The sequence below is a fragment of the Bradyrhizobium manausense genome, from assembly GCF_018131105.1.
Classification (GTDB): Bacteria; Pseudomonadota; Alphaproteobacteria; order Rhizobiales; family Xanthobacteraceae; genus Bradyrhizobium; species Bradyrhizobium manausense_B.
In genome coordinates, this window is sequence record NZ_JAFCJI010000001.1 from 4,216,776 (window position 1) to 4,240,261 (window position 23,486).

At 64.5% G+C, this 23,486-nt stretch carries 23 protein-coding genes; 7 read left to right on the forward strand and 16 right to left on the reverse strand.

Annotation, left to right across the window (positions count from 1 at the left end; all coding sequences use genetic code 11):
* Window positions 1-61 precede the first annotated feature (61 nt).
* The 4 genes from JQ631_RS20155 to JQ631_RS20170 all read left to right on the forward strand — a co-directional run bounded on the left by JQ631_RS20155 (window position 62) and on the right by JQ631_RS20170 (window position 4,748).
* Window positions 62-934: a F0F1 ATP synthase subunit gamma gene (locus JQ631_RS20155; protein ID WP_212328402.1), complete on the forward strand. Its 873-nt coding sequence runs from the start codon at window positions 62-64 to the stop codon at window positions 932-934.
* A gap of 83 nt (window positions 935-1,017) precedes the next feature.
* Window positions 1,018-2,451, forward strand: a complete 1,434-nt coding sequence (atpD, locus tag JQ631_RS20160; RefSeq protein WP_011083272.1) for a F0F1 ATP synthase subunit beta — start codon at window positions 1,018-1,020, stop codon at window positions 2,449-2,451.
* Between the two features lie 90 nt (window positions 2,452-2,541).
* Complete coding sequence (locus JQ631_RS20165) at window positions 2,542-2,949, forward strand: F0F1 ATP synthase subunit epsilon (protein WP_212328403.1); 408 nt, start codon at window positions 2,542-2,544, stop codon at window positions 2,947-2,949.
* Window positions 2,950-3,110: 161 nt separating this feature from the next.
* Window positions 3,111-4,748, forward strand: a complete 1,638-nt coding sequence (locus tag JQ631_RS20170; protein ID WP_212328404.1) for an adenylate/guanylate cyclase domain-containing protein — start codon at window positions 3,111-3,113, stop codon at window positions 4,746-4,748.
* A 106-nt stretch (window positions 4,749-4,854) separates the two neighbouring features.
* Here JQ631_RS20170 and JQ631_RS20175 read toward each other — a convergent pair whose 3' ends face one another.
* From JQ631_RS20175 to proB, 10 genes are all read right to left on the reverse strand, one after another.
* Window positions 4,855-5,355 (reverse strand): RNA pyrophosphohydrolase, encoded by a 501-nt coding sequence (locus tag JQ631_RS20175; RefSeq protein WP_212328405.1) that lies wholly within the window; start codon window positions 5,353-5,355, stop codon window positions 4,855-4,857.
* A gap of 62 nt (window positions 5,356-5,417) precedes the next feature.
* Window positions 5,418-5,924, reverse strand: coding sequence for an RNA pyrophosphohydrolase (locus tag JQ631_RS20180; protein ID WP_212328406.1), 507 nt, complete (start codon window positions 5,922-5,924; stop codon window positions 5,418-5,420).
* Window positions 5,925-5,988: 64 nt separating this feature from the next.
* Window positions 5,989-7,209 carry a divergent polysaccharide deacetylase family protein gene (locus tag JQ631_RS20185; RefSeq protein WP_212328407.1) on the reverse strand — a complete coding sequence of 407 codons (1,221 nt, stop codon included), beginning with the start codon at window positions 7,207-7,209 and terminating at the stop codon, window positions 5,989-5,991.
* A 142-nt stretch (window positions 7,210-7,351) separates the two neighbouring features.
* On the reverse strand, window positions 7,352-8,713 hold the full coding sequence (locus JQ631_RS20190) for a S41 family peptidase (RefSeq protein WP_212328408.1): 1,362 nt from the start codon (window positions 8,711-8,713) through the stop codon (window positions 7,352-7,354).
* Window positions 8,710-10,074 (reverse strand): murein hydrolase activator EnvC family protein, encoded by a 1,365-nt coding sequence (locus tag JQ631_RS20195; RefSeq protein ID WP_212328409.1) that lies wholly within the window; start codon window positions 10,072-10,074, stop codon window positions 8,710-8,712. The genes JQ631_RS20190 and JQ631_RS20195 overlap by 4 nt, the downstream gene beginning before the upstream one ends.
* 31 nt (window positions 10,075-10,105) lie before the next feature.
* Window positions 10,106-10,588, reverse strand: coding sequence for a 23S rRNA (pseudouridine(1915)-N(3))-methyltransferase RlmH (gene rlmH / locus JQ631_RS20200; RefSeq protein WP_212328410.1), 483 nt, complete (start codon window positions 10,586-10,588; stop codon window positions 10,106-10,108).
* 95 nt (window positions 10,589-10,683) lie between these two features.
* On the reverse strand, window positions 10,684-11,040 hold the full coding sequence (gene rsfS, locus JQ631_RS20205) for a ribosome silencing factor (protein ID WP_212328411.1): 357 nt from the start codon (window positions 11,038-11,040) through the stop codon (window positions 10,684-10,686).
* 213 nt (window positions 11,041-11,253) lie between these two features.
* Window positions 11,254-11,898 (reverse strand): nicotinate-nucleotide adenylyltransferase, encoded by a 645-nt coding sequence (locus tag JQ631_RS20210; protein WP_212328412.1) that lies wholly within the window; start codon window positions 11,896-11,898, stop codon window positions 11,254-11,256.
* A gap of 24 nt (window positions 11,899-11,922) precedes the next feature.
* The gene (locus JQ631_RS20215; protein ID WP_212328413.1) at window positions 11,923-13,218 is read right to left on the reverse strand and encodes a glutamate-5-semialdehyde dehydrogenase; all 1,296 of its coding nucleotides are present in this window, start codon (window positions 13,216-13,218) and stop codon (window positions 11,923-11,925) included.
* A gap of 138 nt (window positions 13,219-13,356) precedes the next feature.
* A complete protein-coding gene (proB, locus tag JQ631_RS20220) occupies window positions 13,357-14,478 on the reverse strand; it encodes a glutamate 5-kinase (protein WP_212328414.1) in 1,122 nt (373 codons plus the stop codon).
* 184 nt (window positions 14,479-14,662) lie between these two features.
* Between proB and JQ631_RS20225 the strand changes: the two genes are divergently transcribed.
* Window positions 14,663-15,628, forward strand: coding sequence for a Bug family tripartite tricarboxylate transporter substrate binding protein (locus tag JQ631_RS20225; RefSeq protein ID WP_212328415.1), 966 nt, complete (start codon window positions 14,663-14,665; stop codon window positions 15,626-15,628).
* Window positions 15,629-15,766: 138 nt separating this feature from the next.
* Here JQ631_RS20225 and JQ631_RS20230 read toward each other — a convergent pair whose 3' ends face one another.
* From JQ631_RS20230 to JQ631_RS20240, 3 genes are all read right to left on the reverse strand, one after another.
* The gene (locus tag JQ631_RS20230; RefSeq protein ID WP_212328416.1) at window positions 15,767-17,401 is read right to left on the reverse strand and encodes an alkaline phosphatase family protein; all 1,635 of its coding nucleotides are present in this window, start codon (window positions 17,399-17,401) and stop codon (window positions 15,767-15,769) included.
* A 223-nt stretch (window positions 17,402-17,624) separates the two neighbouring features.
* Window positions 17,625-18,665: a GTPase ObgE gene (gene obgE, locus JQ631_RS20235; protein WP_212328417.1), complete on the reverse strand. Its 1,041-nt coding sequence runs from the start codon at window positions 18,663-18,665 to the stop codon at window positions 17,625-17,627.
* 85 nt (window positions 18,666-18,750) lie between these two features.
* Entirely contained in the window at window positions 18,751-19,233 is a 483-nt protein-coding gene (locus JQ631_RS20240; RefSeq protein WP_212328418.1) for a MaoC family dehydratase, read from the reverse strand.
* A gap of 120 nt (window positions 19,234-19,353) precedes the next feature.
* Here JQ631_RS20240 and JQ631_RS20245 point away from each other — a divergent pair, with 120 nt between their 5' ends.
* Window positions 19,354-20,268 (forward strand): DMT family transporter, encoded by a 915-nt coding sequence (locus JQ631_RS20245; protein ID WP_212328419.1) that lies wholly within the window; start codon window positions 19,354-19,356, stop codon window positions 20,266-20,268.
* A 44-nt stretch (window positions 20,269-20,312) separates the two neighbouring features.
* On the opposite strand, the gene JQ631_RS20250 is transcribed toward JQ631_RS20245, so the two are convergent.
* From JQ631_RS20250 to rplU, 3 genes are all read right to left on the reverse strand, one after another.
* Window positions 20,313-20,906, reverse strand: coding sequence for a GNAT family N-acetyltransferase (locus JQ631_RS20250; RefSeq protein ID WP_212328420.1), 594 nt, complete (start codon window positions 20,904-20,906; stop codon window positions 20,313-20,315).
* Between the two features lie 156 nt (window positions 20,907-21,062).
* Window positions 21,063-21,332: a 50S ribosomal protein L27 gene (gene rpmA, locus JQ631_RS20255; RefSeq protein ID WP_027533352.1), complete on the reverse strand. Its 270-nt coding sequence runs from the start codon at window positions 21,330-21,332 to the stop codon at window positions 21,063-21,065.
* A 102-nt stretch (window positions 21,333-21,434) separates the two neighbouring features.
* The gene (rplU, locus tag JQ631_RS20260; protein ID WP_212328421.1) at window positions 21,435-21,809 is read right to left on the reverse strand and encodes a 50S ribosomal protein L21; all 375 of its coding nucleotides are present in this window, start codon (window positions 21,807-21,809) and stop codon (window positions 21,435-21,437) included.
* Window positions 21,810-22,140: 331 nt separating this feature from the next.
* Between rplU and JQ631_RS20265 the strand changes: the two genes are divergently transcribed.
* Window positions 22,141-23,274 carry an ROK family protein gene (locus JQ631_RS20265; protein WP_212328422.1) on the forward strand — a complete coding sequence of 378 codons (1,134 nt, stop codon included), beginning with the start codon at window positions 22,141-22,143 and terminating at the stop codon, window positions 23,272-23,274.
* Window positions 23,275-23,486 lie beyond the last annotated feature (212 nt).

Here is a 23,486-nt window from a genome sequence, read left to right on the forward strand (position 1 = left end):
TGACGACTGGGATAGGCTAGCGGCTTGACCGTAAGGGTCGAACCGCCGGGGTGAACGAAGAATGGCGTCACTTAAAGACATGCGCGTCCGCATCGCCTCCACCAAGGCGACGCAAAAGATCACCAAGGCCATGCAGATGGTCGCGGCCTCGAAGCTGCGCCGCGCGCAGACCGCCGCGGAAGCTGCACGTCCCTATGCCGACAAGATGAGCGCGGTGATCTCCAACATCGCCGGCGCCGCTGCGGGTTCGCCCGGCGCGCCGGTGCTGCTGGCCGGCACCGGCCGTGATCAGGTCCATTTGCTGCTGGTCTGCACCGGCGAGCGCGGCCTGTCCGGCGCGTTCAACTCGTCGATCGTGCGTCTCGCCCGCGAGCGTGCGCTGGCTCTGATGAACCAGGGCAAGGAAGTGAAATTCTTCTGCGTCGGCCGCAAGGGTTACGAGCAGCTCCGCCGCCAGTTCGACAAGCAGATCGTCGAGCATCTCGACCTGCGCAGCGTGCGCCAGATCGGCTTCGTCAATGCCGAGGATATCGCCAAGAAGGTTCTGGCGCGTTTCGACAACGGCGAGTTCGATGTCTGCACGCTGTTCTACTCGCGCTTCCGCTCGGTGATCGCGCAGATCCCGACCGCCCAGCAGATCATCCCGCTGGTCGTCGAGGAGGGCGTTGCCGCCAACACGACGTCCTACGAATACGAGCCGGAAGAGGACGAGATCCTTACCCGTCTTCTGCCGCGCAATCTCGCGGTCCAGATCTTCCGCGCGCTGCTCGAGAACAACGCCTCGTTCTACGGCGCTCAGATGAGCGCGATGGACAACGCGACGCGCAACGCCGGTGAAATGATCCGCAAGCAGACGCTGGTCTACAACCGCACGCGTCAGGCGCAGATCACCAAGGAACTGATCGAAATCATCTCGGGCGCCGAGGCCGTCTGACCAAGACGTATCGGTACCCATCACACGCAACATCCCGGTCAGATTGATCGTGGTCTAGAAGTTCGGATCGAAGGAGACATTCAATGGCAGCCCAGTCCGGTCGCGTCACCCAGGTCATCGGCGCCGTCGTCGACGTGCAGTTCGAAGGCCACCTCCCGGCCATTCTCAATTCGCTCGAGACCAAGAACGGCGGCAACCGCCTGGTGCTCGAAGTCGCCCAGCATCTCGGTGAGTCCACTGTCCGCACAATCGCGATGGACACCACCGAAGGTCTGGTCCGCGGCCAGGAAGTGACCGACACCGGTTCGCCGATCCGCGTTCCCGTCGGCGAAGGCACGCTCGGCCGCATCATCAACGTCATCGGCGAGCCGATCGACGAAGCCGGTCCGGTCAAGTCGGAAGGCCTGCGCGCGATCCACCAGGAAGCGCCGACCTACACCGACCAGTCGACCGAAGCTGAAATTCTCGTCACCGGCATCAAGGTCGTCGACCTGCTGGCGCCCTACGCCAAGGGCGGCAAGATCGGCCTGTTCGGCGGCGCCGGCGTCGGCAAGACCGTGCTGATTCAGGAGCTGATCAACAACGTCGCGAAGGCGCACGGTGGTTATTCCGTGTTCGCCGGCGTCGGCGAGCGTACCCGCGAGGGCAACGACCTCTATCACGAGTTCATCGAGTCCAAGGTCAACGCCGATCCGCACAATCCGGATCCGAGCGTCAAGTCGAAGTGCGCTCTGGTGTTCGGCCAGATGAACGAGCCCCCGGGCGCCCGCGCCCGCGTCGCGCTCACCGGTCTGACCATCGCGGAAGACTTCCGCGACAAGGGCCAGGACGTGCTGTTCTTCGTCGACAACATCTTCCGCTTCACCCAGGCCGGCTCGGAAGTGTCGGCGCTCCTGGGTCGTATTCCTTCGGCCGTGGGTTATCAGCCGACGCTCGCGACCGACATGGGCGCGCTGCAGGAGCGCATCACCACCACGCAGAAGGGCTCGATCACGTCGGTGCAGGCCATCTACGTTCCGGCCGACGACTTGACCGACCCGGCGCCCGCGACCTCGTTCGCCCATCTGGACGCGACCACCACGCTGTCGCGCTCGATCGCTGAAAAGGGCATCTACCCGGCGGTGGACCCGCTCGACTCGACCTCGCGCATGCTCTCCCCGCTGGTCGTCGGCGAGGAGCACTACGCGGTCGCCCGTCAGGTCCAGCAGGTGCTGCAGCGCTACAAGGCACTCCAGGACATCATCGCCATTCTCGGCATGGACGAGCTTTCGGAAGAGGACAAGCTGACCGTGGCCCGTGCCCGCAAGGTCGAGCGCTTCATGTCGCAGCCGTTCCACGTCGCCGAAATCTTCACGGGCTCGCCGGGCAAGTTCGTCGACCTCGCCGACACCATCAAGGGCTTCAAGGGCCTGGTGGAAGGCAAGTATGACCACCTGCCGGAAGCCGCCTTCTACATGGTCGGCACCATCGAAGAGGCGGTCGAGAAGGGCAAGAAGCTGGCGGCGGAAGCCGCCTAAGGGCGAATGGCGAACGGGGAGTAGCGAAAAGACGCGCTGCTCCCACGATTCGCCGCTCACCATCAGCTATTCGCTACTCGCAGGTACACCATGGCCACCTTCCACTTCGATCTCGTCTCTCCGGAAAAGCTCGCCTTCTCGGGCGAAGTTGATCAGGTCGACGTCCCCGGCTGGGAAGGCGATTTCGGCGTGCTCGCCGGACATGCGCCTCTCGTGGCTGCGGTGCGGCCCGGCATCCTGACCATCATCTCCGGTGGCCAGAAGCAGAAAGTCATCGTGCTCGGCGGTCTTGCGGAAGTGTCCGACGACCGCCTGACGGTGCTCGCCGACGTCGCTACCTCGATCGACGAGATTGATCGCGCGCAGTTCGCCGACAAGATCGCGGAAATGCAGGACAAGCTGTCCGAGAAGGAAGGCGACGAGCTGGATAACGCGATCGCGCGGCTCGACCATTACAAGAGCATCCAGCAGGAGCTCAACACGACGGCGATGCACTAATCCCGCGCGTCGCATTTGCGATCGCGGCGTTACCCCGATCTCGCAAAAACTGTAATAGATTCAGCGCTCGTCACGTAAGTGGCGGGCGCTGAAACTTTGTTGCACCGCGCCGGAGATAGCGGCATTCTGCGCCCGCGAATTTGGTCCGGGGCGGGTCACAGATGAAACGCAAGATCGCAGCGATTTTCGCAGCCGATATTGCCGGTTACTCGAGGCTGGTCGCGGAAGATGAAGAGGAGACGCTGCGGCGTCTGGCCTCCTATCGCCTGGTCATCGACGATTTCATCGCCAAGTCCGGCGGGCGCATCTTCAATACCGCAGGTGATGCCGTGCTCGCGGAATTTCCGAGTGCCGTGGAAGCGGTGCGCTGCGCGATCGACATCCAGGAATCCCTGCGAACCCGCAACATGGCCTATCCGCCGAGCCGGCAGATGTCGTTCCGCATCGGCATCACCATCGGCGACGTCGTCGAGCGCGACGGCGACCTGCTCGGCGACGGCGTCAACATCGCGGCGCGCCTCGAAGGACTCGCCGAAGTCGGCGGCATCTGCGTCTCCCGCGCGGTGCATGAGCAGGTCGCCAACAAGCTGTCGGTGCAATTCGCCGATATCGGCGCACAGGAAGTGAAGAACATCCCGACGCCGGTGCACGCCTACATGGTGGCGATGCGTCGCGAGGACGGGACCTATGCCACGCCACAGTTGAAGAAGGTCGCGAAGGGGGAGCACGGGCCGAACTGGATGTGGCCGCTGGTGGTCGGCGTCGTCTCCGTCGTTGCCATCGGCGTCGGCGGCTTTCTCTATTTCACCAAGCTCGAGAGCGCTCAGGTCGCGACGACCGCGGCCGCGCCGTCGCCGAGCCCAACGTCCACAATGGCCTCGAAGGCACCGGCACCGTCGCCTCTGTCAACGGCGACTCCGACCCAAACGGCTGCCGCAACGCCGACGCCAATTCCGTCGCCGCTAGCCGCATCCAGCGGCAAGATCGCCGCGGACACGGTGCCCTTCATCAACGAGCGCCTCCGCACCTATCTCAGCACCGACTATTCCGCCGCCGGCGACCACAAGGCCTTCGCCCTGAATATCGCCGGCTTCACCGGCGCCTCGCTCAATCAGCCGAACGAAGAGGCCGCGCGCACCGCCGCGCTCGACCAGTGCCAGAAACGCGCGGACGCGGCGCAATCGCCGCGGCGCTGCGAGCTCTATGCGGTCGGCAACAAGGTCGTCTACAGCCATGGCGGCCCGCCGATGCCGCCGCAGCCCTGGGTGCGGCACGACAGCATCACCGAGCGCCCGGCCGCATCGAAGGATTTTCCGATGCTGCGTGACCAGGCCAGGAATCGCGTCGAAAACATTTACATGCCGGCGGCAAAGTCGCGCTCGGTCGCACTTGGTCCGGGCGGTCAGTACTACATGGTGATGGGAGCGTCGTCGGTCGACGAGGCGGCGCGGCGTTCGCTGGAGTCCTGCGGCGCGATCGCGGGCTCAGCCTGCATGGTCGTCGCCGCCGACGATGTCTTCGTCGTGCCGGTACCGACCCTGTTCAGGGCCAACGGCTTCTTCCACGCCGCGACCAATGCCTCGATCGTGGCCGATGCGCGCGACGATGTCGTGCGCAAGCTCGGCGACGGCATGGGCTGGAACGCGGTGGCCGTCGGCACAGCCGGTCGCCCGGGCCTTGGCCTGAGGGCTGCCGACGAGCAGACCGCCGTCAACGGCGCGCTCGCCGACTGCGTCAAGCACGACAGCGACTGCCACGTCATCGCGATCGGACCGTTCACGGTCGGACCGATCAACTAGCGCGCGCTTTCGCTGATTTCGCCCGAACTGTCAGGCGCTTCGCGGGAGCCACCGCGCAAAGCGCCCGCAAGCCCGCTCTACTGTGCATGGGGTTGTTTTCGCGATTTCAGTTGGCGAAGGCCGCGAACGCGCCCGCCACCGCGCGGTAGACGTCGCGGCGGAACGGCACCACGATATCGGCGACACGGTCGAGGCGTTCCCAGCGCCACGCGTCGAACTCCGCGGGCTGGCCATTGCGCGGCGTCAGCGGATCGATCTCGTCGTCCGTGCCGGTGAAGCGCAGCGCGAACCATTTCTGGCGCTGGCCGCGAAACTTCGCCAGCCGATGCGTCTGCGGTCCGTCATAGGGCGGGAATTCGTAAGTCAGCCAGTCGGTCTCGCCGAGATAGGCCGCGCTCCTGACGCTGGTCTCCTCCCAGAGCTCGCGCATGGCGGCATCGCGCAAGACCTCGCCCTCGTCGACGCCGCCCTGCGGCATCTGCCAGTCGAGCCCCGGCAGGATGATCTCGGGGCCGTCGCCCTTGAAGCGGTGGCCGATCAGCACACGGCCGGCGGCATTGAACAGCGCGATCCCGACATTGGGACGGTAGGGCTTTTCGTTCGTCACGCGGAATCTCTCATTGTCAGTCCGGCGATGCCTTAGCACCAAAGCCGGGGTGACAATTTGATTTAGTCGGCCGCGAGCGCGGAAAATTCCTTCACCACGCGCTCGTAGACCGGGCGCTTGAACGGGATGATCAGCCCGGTGAGGTTTTTCATCGGCTCCCAGCGCCAGCTGATGAACTCGGCCTTGTGGCCGCCGCCGCCGGGCTTCTCGACATTGATCTCGCTGTCCTTGCCGGTGAAGCGCACCGCGAACCATTTCTGGCGCTGGCCGCGGTAGCGGCCCTTCCAGGCGCGTCCCGCCACCGTGCGCGGGATGTCGTAAGTGAGCCAGTCCGGCACTTCGCCGAGCCGCTCGATCGAGCGCACGCTGGTCTCCTCGTAGAGCTCGCGTCTGGCCGCGTCCCAATTGTCCTCGCCGGGATCGACGCCGCCTTGCGGCATCTGCCAGACATGACCGTCGTCGACATGCTCGATACCGCCGGCGCGGCGACCGATGAACACCAGGCCTTTCGGGTTGATCAGCATCACACCGACACAGGTTCGGTAGGGCAGATCCTCATAACGCGCCATTCCGCCAAACCTCTCGCGTGCTGACGGCCGGGTCGTCGGGCCCGTGCCGCATCAATTCTTTGATTTAGCTGGATTTTGATTTCAGCATCGCGGTTGTCAATGGCACCAAAAGGATACCCCGGTCGCTCAAAGTCTTGATCCAGGCGCCGACCCGCTCGATCGAGACGGGGAGCGCAGAGGCGGTGCCGATGGCGACGCCGCGCTCACGGGCCACCGATTCCAGCTTGTTCAGGGCGCGGTCGATCTCGGTCGGGGTCGGCACCGCGTCGAGCGCAATATCACCCTTGCCGAACGGAACGGCGAAACTTCCTGCGGCCTGCGGCGCGATGCTGCGCGGCGAGGAACCGTCGTCGAAGAAGCCGAGCCCGCGCTTGGACGCCTCGCGGATGATCGGCTGCATCGCCGCGTCCGTCGCGATGAAGCGGGCGCCCATGAAATTGGTGATGCCGGCATAGCCCTGCATCCGGCTGAGGTGCCAGTACAGGCGGTCGGTGTTCTGGTCCGGGGTGAGCGAGGTCAGCAGCGTCTGCGGCCCGGGATCGTTGTCCGGGAAATCGTAGGGCTCCATCGGGATCTGCAGGAAGATCTCGTGGCGCTGGGCGCGGGCGCGCTCGGCAAGCTTGCCGGGGGCGGAGCCATAGGGCGTGAAGGCGAGCGTCACCGCGCCCGGCAGCTTCATGATGGCATCGGTGGTCTTGGCGGCGCCGACGCCGAGGCCGCCGATCACGATCGCCACCACAGGCATTTTCGCGGCCTTGGCGCGGTCGGCCTCGGCGGCGTAGACGTTGAACGGCTTGAGATCGCCCGAGATCGCGGGGATCATGCCGTAGCGCGACTTCTCCAGCAGCTTTGGGTCGATTCCGGCCATGACGGGCGGGGCCGCGGACGCCGCCTCGCCCTTGTCGGCGGCGTCGCCCGCGCCGATCACCACGTCGTGGCGCGCGCCGGTCGAGCCGTCGATCATGGTGACGGTCTTGTGGTCGCCGGGGGCGGCCTCCTTCGGCGCTTCCTTGGTCGCGTGCTTGCTCTCTTCGCCATGGCCGGCGGCGGGCTTCTCGTCGGCCGCCTTGTCAGCGGTTTTGGGATCGCGAATTGCGATCCGCGTCATCGGCTCGCCGCCGAGCGGATCCTTGTTGAAGATGGCAAAGCCGGCAAAGGCAACCAGGAACAGCCCGAGCATCACGGCCAGCGCCTGCATGGCGGTGAACGGCAGCCGCAGCCGCCGCTTCCGGCGCGGCTTGTCCTGTCCGAGCGGGGCGCTCAGATCATCGGCCGTTTCAGTCATGCGAGATCCCGAATCACTGGCACCGACGATACCACGCCGAGGTCAAGTGGCGGCAGGCCGGGATAGGCCGGGGGCGCCGGGAATTCCAAGCAAAAAGGGCGGCTCCCGGAGCCGCCCTTTTTCGTCAAATCGGATGGTGCGCCTAGTTCGCCGCCTTGGGCTTGTCCGCGGGTGCGGCCTTGTTGTCGCCGCCCGGCGCAGGTGCTGCGGAGGCGCTGTTCTTGATGCCGTGGAGCAGGTCGTCGGCGAGCTTGAGCGCCTTGTCGTCCTTGGCATCCGGCGGAACGTAGGACTGCGAGCCGGTCTTCTCGTCGCCGTCGTTCTTGAGATGGCCGCGCAGCGAAGCCTCGCCCTTGGTGTCGGTGCGCGACTTCAACTCGTCCGGCACGTCCTGGAGCACTTCGATGTCAGGCACGATGCCCTTGGCCTGGATCGACTTGCCCGACGGCGTGTAGTAGCGCGCCGTGGTGAGACGCAGTGCGCCGTTGCCCGAACCGAGCGGGATGATGGTCTGCACCGAGCCCTTGCCGAACGAGCGCGTGCCGACGATGGTCGCGCGCTTGTGGTCCTGCAGCGCGCCGGCGACGATTTCCGACGCCGAAGCCGAACCGCCGTTGACGAGCACGATGACCGGCTTGCCCTTGGTGAGGTCGCCCGCATGCGCGGTGCGGCGCTGGGTTTCCTCGGCATTGCGGCCACGGGTCGACACGATCTCGCCCTTCTCCAGGAACGAGTCGGAGACGGTGACGGCTTCCTCGAGCAGGCCGCCCGGATTGTTGCGGAGATCGATGATGTAGCCCTTGAGCTTGTCGCCGATCTGGGTCGAGAGGTTGGCGACCTCCTTCTTGAGGCCCTCGGTGGTCTGCTCGTTGAAGGTGGTGATGCGGATATAGGCGATGTCGTCGGCCTCGACGCGCGCGCGCACCGAGCGGACGCGGATATTGTCGCGCACCAGCGTGACGTCGATCGGATTGTCTTGGCCCTTGCGGATGATCTTCAGCTTGATCTTGGTGTTGACGGGGCCGCGCATCTTCTCGACCGCCTGGTTCAGGGTCAGGCCCTGCACCGCTTCGTCGTCGAGATTGGTGATGATGTCGTTGGCCATGACGCCGGCGCGCGAGGCGGGCGTATCGTCGATCGGCGAGACCACCTTGATCAGGCCGTCTTCCATCGTGACTTCGATGCCGAGGCCGCCGAACTCACCGCGGGTCTGCACCTGCATGTCACGGAAGCTCTTCGCATCCATGTAGCTCGAATGCGGATCGAGGCCGGTGAGCATGCCGCTGATCGCGGATTCGATCAGCTTGGTGTCGTCGGGCTTCTCGACATAGTCGGAGCGGACGCGCTCGAACACGTCGCCGAACAGATTGAGCTGGCGATAGGTGTCCGCGGTCGCGGCTCGCGCGCTGGAGCCCATGAACACCGCACGCGGCTGAGTCACGAACAGCGTCAGCGCCGCACCGGTGGCCGCGCTGAGGAGGATAACTGAAGTCTTGCGCATCATCCGCGAACCTTCTCGCCTTCATTTGTGGCCCACCATGGGCCTGGATCGATTGGAGTGCCGTCTTTGCGGAACTCGACATACAGCACAGGTTGACTCGCGTTGGTGGCGAGAATGGAGGCGACTTGAGATGTCGACCCCATGGTCGCGACCGGCTCCCCCGTGAGCACAAACTGTCCGATGTTTACCGAAATGCGCTCCATCCCGGCGATCAGGACATGATACCCGCCCCCGGCATTGAGGATCAAGAGTTGTCCATAGCTGCGGAACGGGCCGGCATAGACCACCCAGCCGTCGCACGGCGTTGTGACCTGCGAACCGGGCTTGGTGGCCAGCGAAATGCCCTTCTGGACCCCGCCGACCCCGTCGGAACCGCCAAAATCCCTGATCGTGTTACCGTTAACCGGAAGTGGCAGAAGTCCCTTGGCCGAGGCGAACAGGATGGCCGGGCTGGTCCGGGAACGGTCCTTGAAGACGGCCGGGCCGGGTTTGGCGTTCGCGACAGCGTTTGCCGCGGCCTTGGCCTCCTTGGCCTCGGCCAGCCTTGCGGCTTCGGCGGCCTTCTCGGCCGCCTTGGCGGCGCTTTGCAGGTCCTGCTCCATCTTGGCGATCAGCCCCTGGAGATCGCCGACCTGCTTTGACAGCGTGATCGCGCGCGAGTTCTCGGCGTCGAGGTCCTTTTCGCGCGAGGCCTGCTGGCGCTGCCGCTCATCGACCAGGGCGGCGAGCCGGGTCTGGTCGCTGCGGATCTTGTCGCGGTCGGAGGCCAGCTGGTCGCGCTCTGCGGCGATGCTCTTGCGCAAGGCCACGAGACCGCCGAGCTCGCCCGCGATCTTCTCGGCGCGGCTGCGCAACTCCGGCACGACGGCGCCGAGCAGCATCGCGGTGCGCAGCGATTGTAGCGCATCTTCAGGCCGCACCAGCAGCGCCGGTGGCGTGCGCCGGCCGGCGCGCTGCAGGGCCGCCAGCACCTCGACAATGTCGGAGCGGCGCGAATCGAGCGAGGCGCGCGTCTCCTGCTCGCGGCCATTCAGCGTCCGCAGACGCCCTTCGGCCTCGTCGATCTTGGTCTCGACGGTGCGGACATTGGCGGCGGTGTCGATCAATTGCTGATTGAGCTGGGTGCGGTCCTGGCCGAGCGAGGTGATCTCGGCCTTCAGCTTGGCCTGTGCCTCTTCGGCGCTCTTCTGCCGGGCGCGCGCGGCTTCCAGCTCCTGCTCGCGCTGCTTGATGGCGTCGGGCGAGATGGCCGCCGTCTGAGGCGCCGGTGCCGCCGTCTGAGCTTGCGCGAGGCTTTCTTCGGCGAAGGGGCTTGCGCCGGCGCAGCTTGCAATCAGCAGCAAATTGAGGATCTGCGCTCGCATCTGTGGGGCAAGGTGCTCGTTGTGGCGCGAATCACGCGCGATGATAGGGGTGGCCGGCCAGAATGGTGGCGGCCCGATAAAGCTGTTCCAGAAGCATGACGCGGACCATTTGATGCGGCCAGGTCGCAGAGCCGAACGCGATCGCGAGCTTGGCCTTACGGCGCAATTCGGGCGAAAGTCCGTCCGCCCCTCCGATCATGAAGATAGTATGACCGGCGCCCTCGTCGCGCCAGCGCCCGAGATTCCGTGCGAATACGGTGGAATCGAGGTTTTGTCCGCGCTCGTCCATCGCCACCAGGATCGATTTGTCAGGGATATGGGCGGAGATCGCTGCAGCCTCCTCGGTCATCCGCGTCGCGGCGTCGCGCGCGCGGCTTTCGGGGAGTTCGTGGATGGTGAGTTCGCGGAATCCGAGCTTGCGGCCGGCCTCGTCGAACCGGTCGAAATAGCGGTCGGCAAGCTCCCGCTCGGGACCCTGTTTCAGCCGGCCCACCGCAATGACAGCAACGCGCATGATCTTTTCAGAGTCGTGTTCTCGAGACCGCACGCATTCCGCGCGCGCACGACGCTAGCATGCGCGTCAGCCGATTCGAAATCGGCCAGGTCGACCTAGATCGCCTTCGCCGCTCCAGGGCCCTGCGTGTACAATCTCTCCAGATTGTAGAACTCACGGACCTCGGGTCTGAATACGTGCACGACCACATCGCCGGAATCGATCAGCACCCAGTCGCAATTGGGCAAGCCCTCGACGTGGATGTTCTTGATGCCGTTTTCCTTGAGGCCCTTGGCGACGTTCTCCGCGATCGCGCCAACGTGCCGGTTCACGCGGCCGGTGGTGACGATCATGTAGTCGGAGTATGCCGATTTGCCGCGAAGGTCGATGGTGACCGTCTCTTCCGCCTTCATGTCCTCGAGGCGGGAGAGGATCAGGCTCAGCGTCTTGTCGGCGTCGGGTTGCGCCTTCAAGGCCGCAGCTTTGGTCGATGTTTTACGCGTCGGTTTCGTAGCCTTGGGTAAAACAGACTTCGATGAAGCTGACTTGGACAATACAGACGTGGCCAGGGACCATTCCTTTCACTGTATCGCGAACGCCGAATCCGGCCTTCGCTGGTTACACTACATCATGTGGGGTTAAGGGTTTCAATATGCCAGAGAGCCCGTAAAACCCCACACTCCGTCTCACTTCGTACCTTTCCAGCTCCCGTCCGGGTTCCGTAAGCCCGTCGAGGACAGGTTGAGCTTCAATCCGGTCAGGAAGACCCAGGCCGGCGCCGGCCGATCCGCAAGCAAGGCTGCCTCATTCTCCGGCAGACGATAGCGCGCGAGCGCCTGGGCGGCGGGAGAGGCAAGGGCGCGAAAACTCTGCGGCGGGCGATCAATGACTGCCATCGGGACCTGCGCGGCGATCCGCCGCCAGTCCTGCCAACGATGGAATTGAGCGAGATTGTCGGCGCCCATAATCCAGACAAAGCGCAGGCCGCTGAAGCGGCGGCGCAAGGTGTTGATCGTGTCGATAGTATAGCGGGTGCGAATGACGGATTCGAGACAGCTCACCTCGATCCGGGGATCATTGGCGACGTCGCGCGCCGCCTGCATGCGCGCGCCGAGCTCATGCAGATTGCCGTTCTTCTTGAGCGGATTGCCTGGCGTGACCAGCCACCAGACGCGATCGAGTTGCAATCGCTTGAGCGCAAACCGGCTGATCGCGCGATGGGCCTGATGCGGCGGGTTGAACGAGCCGCCGAGCAGGCCGATGCGCATCCCCTCGGTATGAGGCGGGACCGCTTGCGCCACGAAGCGCGGCACGTCGAAATTGTTACTCAATGCCCGCCCGCCCCGCGACGTTACTTACGGCCGCGTCTGCCCGGTGCCGTGAACGCGATACTTGAAGCTCGTCAATTGCTCGGCGCCGACAGGCCCGCGGGCGTGGAAGCGGCCGGTGGCGATGCCGATCTCGGCGCCGAAGCCGAACTCGCCGCCGTCGGCGAACTGCGTCGAGGCGTTGTGCAGCACGATCGCGGAATCGACCTCGCTCAGGAATTTCTTCGCGACCACGTCATTCTCGCTCACGATCGCATCGGTGTGATGCGATCCGTGATCCTGGATATGCGCGATCGCGCCGTCGACGCCGTCGACCACCTTCGCCGCGATGACCGCGTCGAGATATTCGGTGTCCCAATCGTCTTCGCTGGCAGGCTTTACGCGTGCGTCAGTCTTCTGCACGGCGTCGTCGCCGCGCACTTCGCAGCCGGCCTCGAGCAGCATCTCGACCAGCGGCTTCAGATTCTTGCCGGCAGCGGCGCGATCGACCAGCAGTGTTTCAGCCGCACCGCAGACGCCGGTGCGGCGCATTTTTGCGTTGAGCACGATCGACTTCGCCATGGCGAGGTCGGCGCTGCCGTCGATGTAAACGTGATTGACGCCTTCGAGATGCGCGAACACAGGTACGCGCGCCTCCTGCTCGACGCGCGCGACCAAGCTCTTGCCGCCACGGGGTACGATCACGTCGACGGCACCGTTGAGACCGGACAACATCATGCCGACTGCTGCGCGGTCGCGCGTCGGCACCAGCGTGATCGCGGCTTCGGGCAGAGCAGCTTCGCGCAGGCCCTGCACCAGACATTCATGGATGGCGCGGCAGGAGCGGAAACTGTCGGAGCCGCCGCGCAGGATCACGGCATTGCCGGACTTCAAACAGAGCACACCGGCATCGGCCGCGACATTCGGCCGGCTCTCGAAGATCACGCCGACGACGCCGAGCGGCACGCGCACGCGCTCGATGGTCATGCCGTTCGGGCGCTGCCAGCTTTCGGTGACGATGCCGACGGGATCGGCGATGCCGCGCACCACCGCGATGCCTTCGGCCATGCCCTCTACCCGCGCCGGCGTCAGCGTCAGGCGATCGATGAAGGACGAGGTCGCATTGCCGGAGGCGCGCGCCTCGGCGACGTCCTCGGCATTGGCGGTGAGGATCGCTGCGGCGTTGCTGCGGATCGCCCGCTCCATGGCTTCCAGTGCCCGGTTCTTCTGCTCCGGCGGCGCCAGCGCCAGCACGCGCGCGGCAGCGCGGGCACGGGTGGCGAGATCGGACATCAGGGCCAGAAGATCGGCATTGCCGTCGACGGCTTTGAGGGGGGCGGCCATGGGAGAGTTCAACCTTTTGCTAAGGCGGTGTCCTAGCACGGAAATCCCGCGTCTGCGAAGGGCGGGGAGAGTATGGCAGGTACCCCCGGTTGCACCTCGGCTGGGTCACCGGCCTGGCAAAAAGGGCCGCAGCGGCCCTTACCCGCCAACCACCAGATCGTCGCGATGGATCATCTCCGATCGTCCGCTGATGCCGAGGATGGTCATCACGTCGGGAGAGGAGCGGCCCCTGATCCGCTCGGCGACCTCGGCGTCATAGGCGATCAGGCCGCGGCCGACCTCGCTGGTATCAGGGCCGCGGACGATCACGGCGTCGCCGCGGGCGAATTGGCCCTCGACCTTGATCACGCCGGCCGGCAACAGGCTGGCGCCGGCGCGCAGCGCGGTCACCGCGCCGGCGTCGATGGTCAGCGTGCCCTTCGGCTCCAGCGTGCCCGCGATCCAACGCTTGCGTGAGGTGATGGGATTGGCCGGCGTCAGGAACCAGGTGCAGCGGCCCCCATTGGCGACCGCCTGCAAGGGATGCTCGATCTTGCCCGACGCAATCAGCATGTGCGTACCGCCTGTCGTGGCGATCTTGGCCGCCTCGACCTTGGTGCGCATGCCGCCGCGCGAGAGTTCGGACTCGGCATCGCCCGCCACAGCCTCGATCTCCGAGGAGATGCTGTCGACGACAGGAATGAGCTTGGCGTTCGGGTTGTTCTTCGGAGGCGCGTCGTAGAGCCCGTCGATGTCGGACAGCAGCACAAGCAAATCGGCGCTCGCCATGGTGGCGACGCGCGCGGCGAGGCGGTCATTGTCGCCGTAACGGATCTCGTTTGTGGCGACCGTGTCGTTCTCGTTGATGACGGGGATTGCGCGCCATTCCAGCAATTTGCCGATTGTGGAGCGGGCGTTGAGATAGCGGCGGCGCTCCTCGGTATCCCCAGGCGTGACCAGGATCTGGCCAGCGCCGATGCCATGAGCCCCGAGCACTTCGGACCAGATCCGCGCCAGTTCAATCTGTCCTACGGCAGCGGCCGCCTGGCTTTCCTCCAGCTTCAGCGGACCGCGCGGCAGCTTGAGCCGGCTGCGGCCGAGCGCGATCGAGCCCGAGGACACCACGAGCACGTCGCGGCCTTGCTTGTGCAGCTTGGCCATGTCGTCCGCGAGCGCAGCGAGCCAGGACGCGCGCACCTCGCCCCGGTCGGAATCGACCAGCAGTGCGGAGCCGACCTTGACGACGATGCGGCGGAATTGACTGAGTTCGGGGCTGGCCATGGGCGCTAGGTCGAATTGCTCTGGAAACGGCGGAGCGACGGGCGGCGCCGATGAGGCCTGCTTTTGCAGCAGGACGATGGCCGGCGCAAGGCGGGCGGAATGGTAAACGGCGAAGGTCGGCCTTGTCTTGAGCGCGGAGCCGGTTCTAATGCCGGCAATCACCAATGGGCTGGAGGGGAAGCGAATGGATCGCCGCAAATTCATGGCCGGATGTCTGGGTCTGCCGCTGCTGGCGCAAGCGGGTGAGGCGCAAGCTCAGGCCGGGTTGACGAAGATCATCTTTCCATTCGCGGCAGGGGCGGGAGGCGACACGCTGTGCCGCCTGGTTGCGCAGGAAATCGCCCCGATGCTGCAACGGACCGTCGTGGTCGAGAACCGCACCGGCGGCGACGGCCTGATCGGCATCAAATCGGTGAAGGGTGCGAATCCTGACGGCAGCATGGTGCTGGTGACGACGGGGCCCACCATGTACCTGCTGCCGATGGTGGAGACGACGCCGAGCTTCGACACAGCGAAGGATTTCATGCCGGTGTCGCTGCTGGCGCGGTACGAGTTTGCGCTTGTGGTGGGTCCGGCCATGGACGTCGCCGACTTCAAGGGGTTCGTCGCGTGGCTGAAGGCGCACCCCGACAAGACCTCGTTCGGCGTGCCGAGCAACGGCACCATTCCGCATTTCACCGGCTCGAAGCTGGAGAAGGATCTCGGCATTCCCTTGACCCGCGTGCCCTATCGCGGCAGCGCGCCGATCCTCAACGATCTCATCGGCGGGCATATCTCGTTCGGTATCACGACATTGGCGGATGCGCTGCCACAGCATCGCGCCAAGAGCGTGAAGATCATCGGGGTCTCGAGCGCGGAACGCTCGCCGTTCGCGCCTGACGTTCCGACGCTGAAGGAGGACGGAATCGATCTCGTTGCGGATGCCTGGTACGGCATGTGGCTTCCCGCCGGCAGTCCGCCGGAGTTTGCCAGCAAGCTCGGCGCAGCGGCAAGTGCCGCGCTGGCCAAGCCCGCAGTGAAGGAGAGGCTCACCGCGATCGGCCTGATCCCGGTCGGCAGCAGCGCGGACGGGCTGTCGAAGGAGCTCGCCGCGAACACGGCCTTCTGGCAGCCGATCGTGAAGGCGACGGGGTACAAGATCGAGAATTGAGTCTCCGCCCGGGCCTCATACTCCGGCGTCGTGGCCGGGCTTGTTCCCGCCATCCACATGCGTCGGCAATCTACGCAAGACGTGGATGCCCGGGACAAGCCCGGGCATGACGCGTTGTGAGAGACTAGCTTCGCTCACTCACATCTTGGCGCGCTGCGCGATGCCGTCCTTGATCGCCGCGAGTTCTTGCTCGTCCCAGATGCCGATCAAGATCCCGCCCTTCACCTGCAACTGATTGTCCGCATAGTTCGCGATCTTCTCGCGCGGCGTGGTGATGTGATCGTTGGGATGTAGCGCCCAGTCGAACAGCTCGGCCTGGAGCCGCGCGATGATTGCGGTACAATCCGGATCGTCGCCGCGATCCAGGAACTCTTCCGGATCGGTTTCGAGGTCGTACAGCATCGGGCGGAAACCGGAGGCGTGGATGTATTTCCAGCGGCCGTCAAACACCATGAAAAGGCGGCAGCGCTCGATCGGCTGGTTCAGCTTCAGCCGCACATCCTGCATGGCGTAGTCGTATTCCGAGAATGCCACCTTGCGCCAGTCGCCCGGCGTGGGGCCGCGCAGCAACGGCAGCAGTGAGCGTCCTTCGAGGATGTGACCCGGAACCTTGCCGCCGAAATAATCGACGAAGGTCGGCGCCAGATCGATGCCTTCCACAAGCGCATCGCTGCGCGTGCCGCGCGTGGCGTCGGCCTCCGCGGAGGGATCGATGATGATCAGCGGGATTTTTGCGGACTGCTCGTGGAACAGGTCCTTCTCGCCCATCCAGTGATCGCCGAGATAGTCGCCGTGATCCGAGGTGAACACGATCATCGTGGTGTCCAGCAGGCCGCGCTCACCCAAGAACTTCATCAGCACGCCCATCTGGTCGTCGATCTGGGTGATCAGGCCCATATAGGTCGGGATCACCTTCTCGCGGGCATCGTCGCGCGCCATGTTGCGGGAGTAGCGCATGTCCATATAGGCGCCGAACACCGGATGGGGATTTTGCCGCTCGCGCTCGGAGCGGATTACCGGGATCATGTCATCGGTCGAATACATGCTCGCATAGGGCTCTGGCGCGATGTAGGGCCAGTGCGGCTTGATGTAGGACAGATGCAGGCACCAGGGACGGCCGTCGGTCTCGGCCTCGCCGATGAAGTCCATCGCGCGCCGCGTCATGTAGGGCGTCTCGGAATGCTCGTCCGGCACGCGCGCGGCCTTGTCGGCGTGCACCAGCAGCCAGCCGTTCTGCAAGCTGCCGTCGTCCGCCGCACCTGAATTCGCCCAGTGCTCCCAGGGGTTGGTGGCTTCAAATCCCTGCTGGCGCAGATACGCGTCGTATTTTGGGCGTGGCCGCCCCGTGGGGTGCAGGCCGTCGTCGCGCTCATACGGTTCAAAGCCGCATTCGGCGACATGGACACCGATCATCGATTCCGGCGGGATGCCGAGCGCCTTCATGCCCTCGAGGTCGGGGGCCATGTGGGTCTTGCCGACCAGCACGTTGCGCACGCCGATCTTGTTGAGATGATCGCCGAGCGTGGGCTCGCCGACGCGCAGCGGCCAGCCGTTCCAGTGCGAGCCGTGCGAACGCATGTAGCGGCCGGTGTAGAACGACATTCGCGACGGGCCGCAGATCGGCGATTGCACGTAAGCCTTCGAGAACAGCACGCCACGCTTCGCCATGGCGTCGATGTTCGGTGTCTTCAGCGTGGGATGGCCGGTACAGCCGAGATAATCATAGCGAAGCTGGTCGCACATGATCCAGAGAACGTTCTTCGCGCGCGCCATGCCTCGCCCCTGTCGTTTCTTGATTTTTTGATGCTGCGCTATTGCGCTAGCGAAGACAAGCTGGTGATGCGCGTGCCCGGGTCACGCATTCATATGTCGTCCCGGTGAACGCCGGGACCCATAACCCCAGGGAGTAGTTAGGCGACGACTAGTGGTTCGGTACGACGACCGTTCGCATCGATAGATCACGCGGTATGGGTCCCGGCTTTCGCCGGGACGACAATCAAGCCGACCACGGCTCCGCTTCGGCGGCGCTCTTGGCCTTGGCCGACACCGGGGCTTCGCCGATGACGTCGACGAGCGCGCGGAGCGCGTCTTTGACGCCGTCGCCGGTGACGGCGGAGAGCAGCAGCGGGGTCTTCTTCGCCGCGCGCTTCAGCCGGTCCTTCTGCTTTTTCAGCTCGTCCGGCTCGACCGCGTCGATCTTGTTGAGTGCGACGATCTCGACCTTGTCGGTGAGCAGCCCGCCATAGGCGTCGAGCTCCTTGCGCACCGTCTTGTAGGCCTTGCCGGCGTGCTCGCAGGTGGCGTCGATCAGATGCAGCAGCACGCGACAACGCTCGACGTGACCGAGGAAGCGATCGCCGAGACCGGTGCCCTCATGCGCGCCTTCGATCAGGCCGGGAATGTCCGCGAGCACGAACTCGCGGCCGTCAGCGTTCACGACGCCGAGCTGCGGGTGCAACGTGGTGAAGGGATAGTCGGCAATCTTGGGCCGCGCCGCGCTGACCTTGGACAGGAAGGTCGACTTGCCGGCATTGGGCATGCCGACGAGACCGGCATCTGCGATCAGTTTCAGCCGCAGCCAGATCCAGCGTTCTTCGCCGGTCTGGCCGGGATTGGCGTTGCGCGGCGCGCGGTTCGTCGATGTCTTGAAATGCGCGTTGCCGAAGCCGCCATTGCCGCCCTCGGCAAGAACGAACTTCTCGCCAACATCAGTGAAGTCGTGGATCAGGGTCTCGCGATCCTCGTCGAAGATCTGCGTGCCGACAGGCACCTTCAGCACGATGTTCTTGCCGTTGGCGCCGTGACGGTCCGAGCCCGAGCCGTTCTCGCCCTTCTGGGCCTTGAAATGCTGCTGGTAGCGATAGTCGATCAGCGTGTTGAGGCCGTCGGCGACCTCGACGATGACATTGCCGCCGCGGCCGCCATTGCCGCCGGAGGGACCGCCGAATTCGATGAACTTCTCGCGGCGGAACGCCACGCAGCCGTTCCCGCCGTCACCGGAGCGGATATAGACCTTTGCTTCGTCGAGGAATTTCATCGGCCATAGGTAGGCCAGCCGGGCACGCCCGGCAACCCGGACTTATCCGCAAATGGGCCGAAATTCCGCGAATTTGACCCCTTGCTTAACCAACCGGCCGGCGCCGGATCAGGAATTTCTGCGTACCTTCAAGCACCAGCTCCTTGCGCTGGTTGAAGACAGTGCTCCGAAGCGTCACCGCGCCGGTCGTGCGGCCCGGCGCGAGCTCGGTGACTTCGAGCGCGGGATAGATGGTGTCGTCGGCGTACACGGGCTTGAGGAAGCGGCTCGACTGCTCGAGGAAGCCGACCAGGGACTCCTCGACCATGAACGGAAACAGGCCCGCTCCGGGCGCGGTGTGGATCAGCGTCTGAAAGCCGTGGGCCAGGAGATGCGGCATGCCGCGGCTGCGGCAATACTCCATGTCATAGTGCACCGGATGGGTGTCGCCGCTCGCGGTCTGGAACGCCGCGAACACGCCCGTGGTCTGGGTCCGGCTTGGCAGCACGAAGCGCTCGCCGACCACGAAATCCTCAAACCAGCGTTGCGCGCTGATCATGCGATGCTGGGCCGGGTCGAAGTCGGTCATGCCAAAGCTCTTTCATAAGTGAGATGCTTATCGCTACCGCGGCGCGAGGGGTGCGACAATCCGTTCAATTCGGCTTGCGCGGGCTTGTCGCGGCGGCCTGCTTCATTAAAACGGCGCTCGATGTCTCTCTTCAAAAATCTTTCCGCCTATGACGACCGCTCGGCGCGGCTGGCCGGCATCGCTCTCATGGTGCTGTCGATCTTCCTGTTCTCGTTCGGCGACGCCATGGGCAAGTTCCTGGTCGGGACGTATTCGGTCGGGCAATTGCTATTCCTGCGTGCCTGCGCGGCGCTGCTGTTGCTGTCGCCGCTGATCTGGAAGCAGCGTCACCAGTTCCTGCACCTGGAGCGGCCGCGCCTGCAGCTGTTTCGCGTCGTGCTGTCGACGCTGGAAGTGGCGGCGTTCTTCCTCGCGACTGTCTATCTGCCGCTCGCCGACGTCATCACCTACTATCTCGCCGGGCCCATCTTCGTGACTGCGATGTCGGCGATCTTTCTGGGCGAGAAGGTCGGCTGGCGGCGCTGGACCGCGATTTTGATCGGCTTTTGCGGCGTGCTGATCGCGCTGCGGCCGTCGGCGCAGACGGTGAGCCTGCCCGCGCTGATCGCGCTCGGCGGCAGCCTCTCTTTCGCAACCTTGATGCTGATCACCCGCAGCCTGCGCAAGACGCCTGACATCGTGATGGCATCCTCGCAGTTCATCGGCACGTTTTCGCTGGGCGCGGTGCTGTCGGCGTACCATTGGGTGCCGCCGACGCCGGGGAGCCTGGTGTTCTTCGCATTGGCCGGATGCATCTCGGTCACGGCGCTGTTCTGCGTCAACCGGTCGCTGAAGCTTGCGCCGGCGAGCGTGGTGGTGCCCTACCAATATTCGATGATCGTCTGGGCGGTGATCTTCGGCTTCGTCGTGTTCGGCGACGTGCCGTCCATTGCCACCATCATCGGCGCCGCGATCATCATCGGCGCCGGGTTCTACATCTATGTGCGAGAGCGCGATCTCGGCCGCCCCAGCGAAGAGGTCAATCCGCCGGTGTAGCTTCTCGTCGTCCCGGCCTTCGCCGGGACGACAGCAGAGACTGCCTACCTCATCCGTCGCGCGCTGCTCCAGCTCTTCAGCGACGACCACACGCCGCGCGACAGGCGGAAACAGTCCACCGGTGTCGACGAGCCCAGTGCAAGGAAGCGATGCAGCTGCACGCCGCTCCACTGGAAGCCGCACTTCTCCAGCACGTTGCGCGAGGCTGGATTGGTGACGCGTGCACCCGCATGGAGATGGTCGTCCTCGAACTCCTCGAAGAAGAAGTCGATCGCGCCGCGCGCGGCCTCGGTGGCAAAACCCCGGCCCCAATGCTCGACGCCGAGCCAGTAGCCGAGCTCGGCATTGTCAGGCGTGGAGCGGTCGATGCCGACCATGCCGACCGGTCCGCTGTCGTGCTCGATCAGGAACACGGTCTCGCTGCCGAGCTCGGCGGTGGCGCGGATGAATTCGACGGCGTCGTCCTGCGAATAGGGATGGGGGAGGCGGCGGGTGTTTTCAGCGACGCGGCGGTCGTTGGCGAGGCGGGCGATGGTCCTGACGTCGGCGAGGGTCGGCCGCCGCAAGGTCAGCCGCTCGGTGGCGACGACGCTGGGTCTCGCCTCCTGCAAGGTCACGCTCGAGAAATCCTGCAACATGTCCGGCTCCGTCAAAGTCACTAAGGGAAAAGTGAACACGACAAACAAAAGGGGAGGCCGGTTTCCCTGCCTCCCCTGGAGCCTTCGATCTCTTTTGATCTCTGGACTCCGCCGGTTCGGTCAAGGACCCGGCGGACTCCAAATAAGATCCACCGTCTATTCAGCAGCCTCTGCAAGCGGGAGTACCGCTACAAAGGTGCGGCCGTTGGCTTTGGCCTGGAATTCAACACGACCCTCGATCTTGGCGAACAGCGTGTGGTCCGTGCCCATGCCGACATTGAGGCCGGGATGCCAGGTGGTGCCGCGCTGACGCGCAATGATGTTGCCGGGAATCACGCGCTCCCCGCCGAACACCTTGACGCCAAGGCGCTTACCCTTGGAATCGCGACCGTTACGCGATGAACCGCCTGCTTTTTTGTGAGCCATGGCTCGTCTCCGAAATCCTGCGTATTTCTAGGTCAATTCCTTGACGGAATCATTTCAAAACGTCGCACGCATCAATTCGTGAATTGGCGTGATCAGTTTTCGTTACTCGGCAGCTTCTTTCGCGACCTTTTCCTTCTTCGGACGCGGGCCCTTGGTCGGCTTCGCATTGTCCGTCAGGATCTCGCTGACGCGTAGCACCGTGATTTCGTCGCGGTAGCCCCGCTTGCGGCGCGAATTCTTGCGGCGGCGCTTCTTGAACGCGATGACCTTCGGTCCGCGCTTGTGGTCGAGCACCTCGACCGCAACGGACGCGCCTGCGACCGTCGGCAGACCCAGGATCGGCGTGTCGCCGCCAACCACCAGGACCTCGCTCAGCTGCACGATCGTGCCAACTTCGCCTTCGATCTTGCCTACTTCCAAGACATCATCCGGAACGACGCGGTACTGCCGGCCGCCGGTTTTGATGACTGCGAACATCGTTTTTTCTCCGTGTTCAATCCCGGCCTCGAGACTGGTACGTCCGGGCCGGCTTTTTGATCAGTCGCTATGGGTTTATTGCGAGTTTTGTGCGGGCGGGAGTTATCCCTTTGAAAACCCACGCAAAAACAAGCGGCGCGAGAAACGCCCCGCGCCGGTTGTGCGGACTTATAGCCGCCGGCTGCGAAGAGTCAAGGAAAACTGCCGAAAAGAGCCCGGATTTGAAGGATTTGGGCCAATTTCGCGGCCGCTGCTGAATCTCGGCCGACCCTGCAACCAACGGGTTCCCGCACCGTTGTCCTCGCGATCTGGCATTCGGGCAAGGGCATCCATGGCAACGGACGAACTGGTCAAGACGACGACGGGCATCGCCCATCATGGCGCCGAGCGGCTGCCGTCGGTCGACATCGACAGTTTCAACATCGAGATGAAGGACGAGGATGGCTTCCTCGGCGACCGCGCCAGCAAGGGTGCGTTCCGCGAAATCCTCGACCGCTGGCGCAAGCCGTTGCGCAAGACCGGCGAGGATCCGTTCGGCGACGAGCCGTCGGAGAACATCAGCAAGAAGACGCTGGATTCGATCCTGATCAGCGACGACGTCGAGGCCTCGGCGGTGGTGCACAGCGCGATCGAGGAGTTTGCCCAGGAGCTCGCTTACGTCACGCGCCGCTTCCTGAAGACGAAGGCCTGGGCCAAGACCGAGCGCATCGTGGTCGGCGGCGGCTTTCGCGATTCACGGCTCGGCGAGCTCGCGATCGCGCGCACCGAGATCATTCTCAAGGCCGAGGATTTCAAGATCGACATGGTGCCGATCCGGCATCACCCCGACGAAGCCGGCCTGATCGGCACGCTGCATCTGGCGCCGTCCTGGATTTTCGAGGCCTATGACAGCATCCTCGCGGTCGACATCGGCGGCACCAACATTCGCTGCGGTCTGGTCGAGACCGTCTGGAAAAAGGGCAAGGATCTGTCCAAGGCCAAGGTCGTGAAATCAGAGCTGTGGCGTCATGCCGACGACGAGCCGACGCGCGAAGGCGCGGTGAAGCGGCTCACGAAGATGCTGAAGTGGCTGATTGCCGAGGCCGAAAAAGACGGCTTCAAGCTCGCGCCCTTCATCGGCATTGCCTGTCCCGGCGTGATCAACGAGGACGGTTCGATCGAGAAGGGCGCGCAGAATCTGCCGGGGAATTGGGAGAGCAGCAAATTCAACCTGCCGGCGAGTCTGATCGAGGGCATCCCCACGATCGGCGAGCACGACACGGCGATCCTGATGCACAATGACGGCGTGGTTCAAGGCCTCTCCGAGGTGCCGTTCATGCAGGATGTCGATCGCTGGGGCGTGCTCACCATCGGCACGGGCCTTGGCAATGCGCGCTTTACCAACCGCCACAAGGACAGGGACGGCGGCAAGGACGGGTCGGAGAACGGGAAGAAAAAGGCCAAGGAAAACAACAAGAACGACTAGCTGGCGTTTTCAAGCGAAGTGGATGCCGGTTCGCGTCAAGAAAACGCGCAAAACCAGAATCTGGAGCCTCGGGACTCCAGAGTAACCTTGACTGGTTAGGTTAAGGGACGGATTGCGTTGCGACGCGGCAGCTACACGCTACGGTCGAATGGTCGTCTCACGCAGGCCTGCGAAGCCGCCCTTCCTGGCCAGCATTTCGATGAGCGGCACGG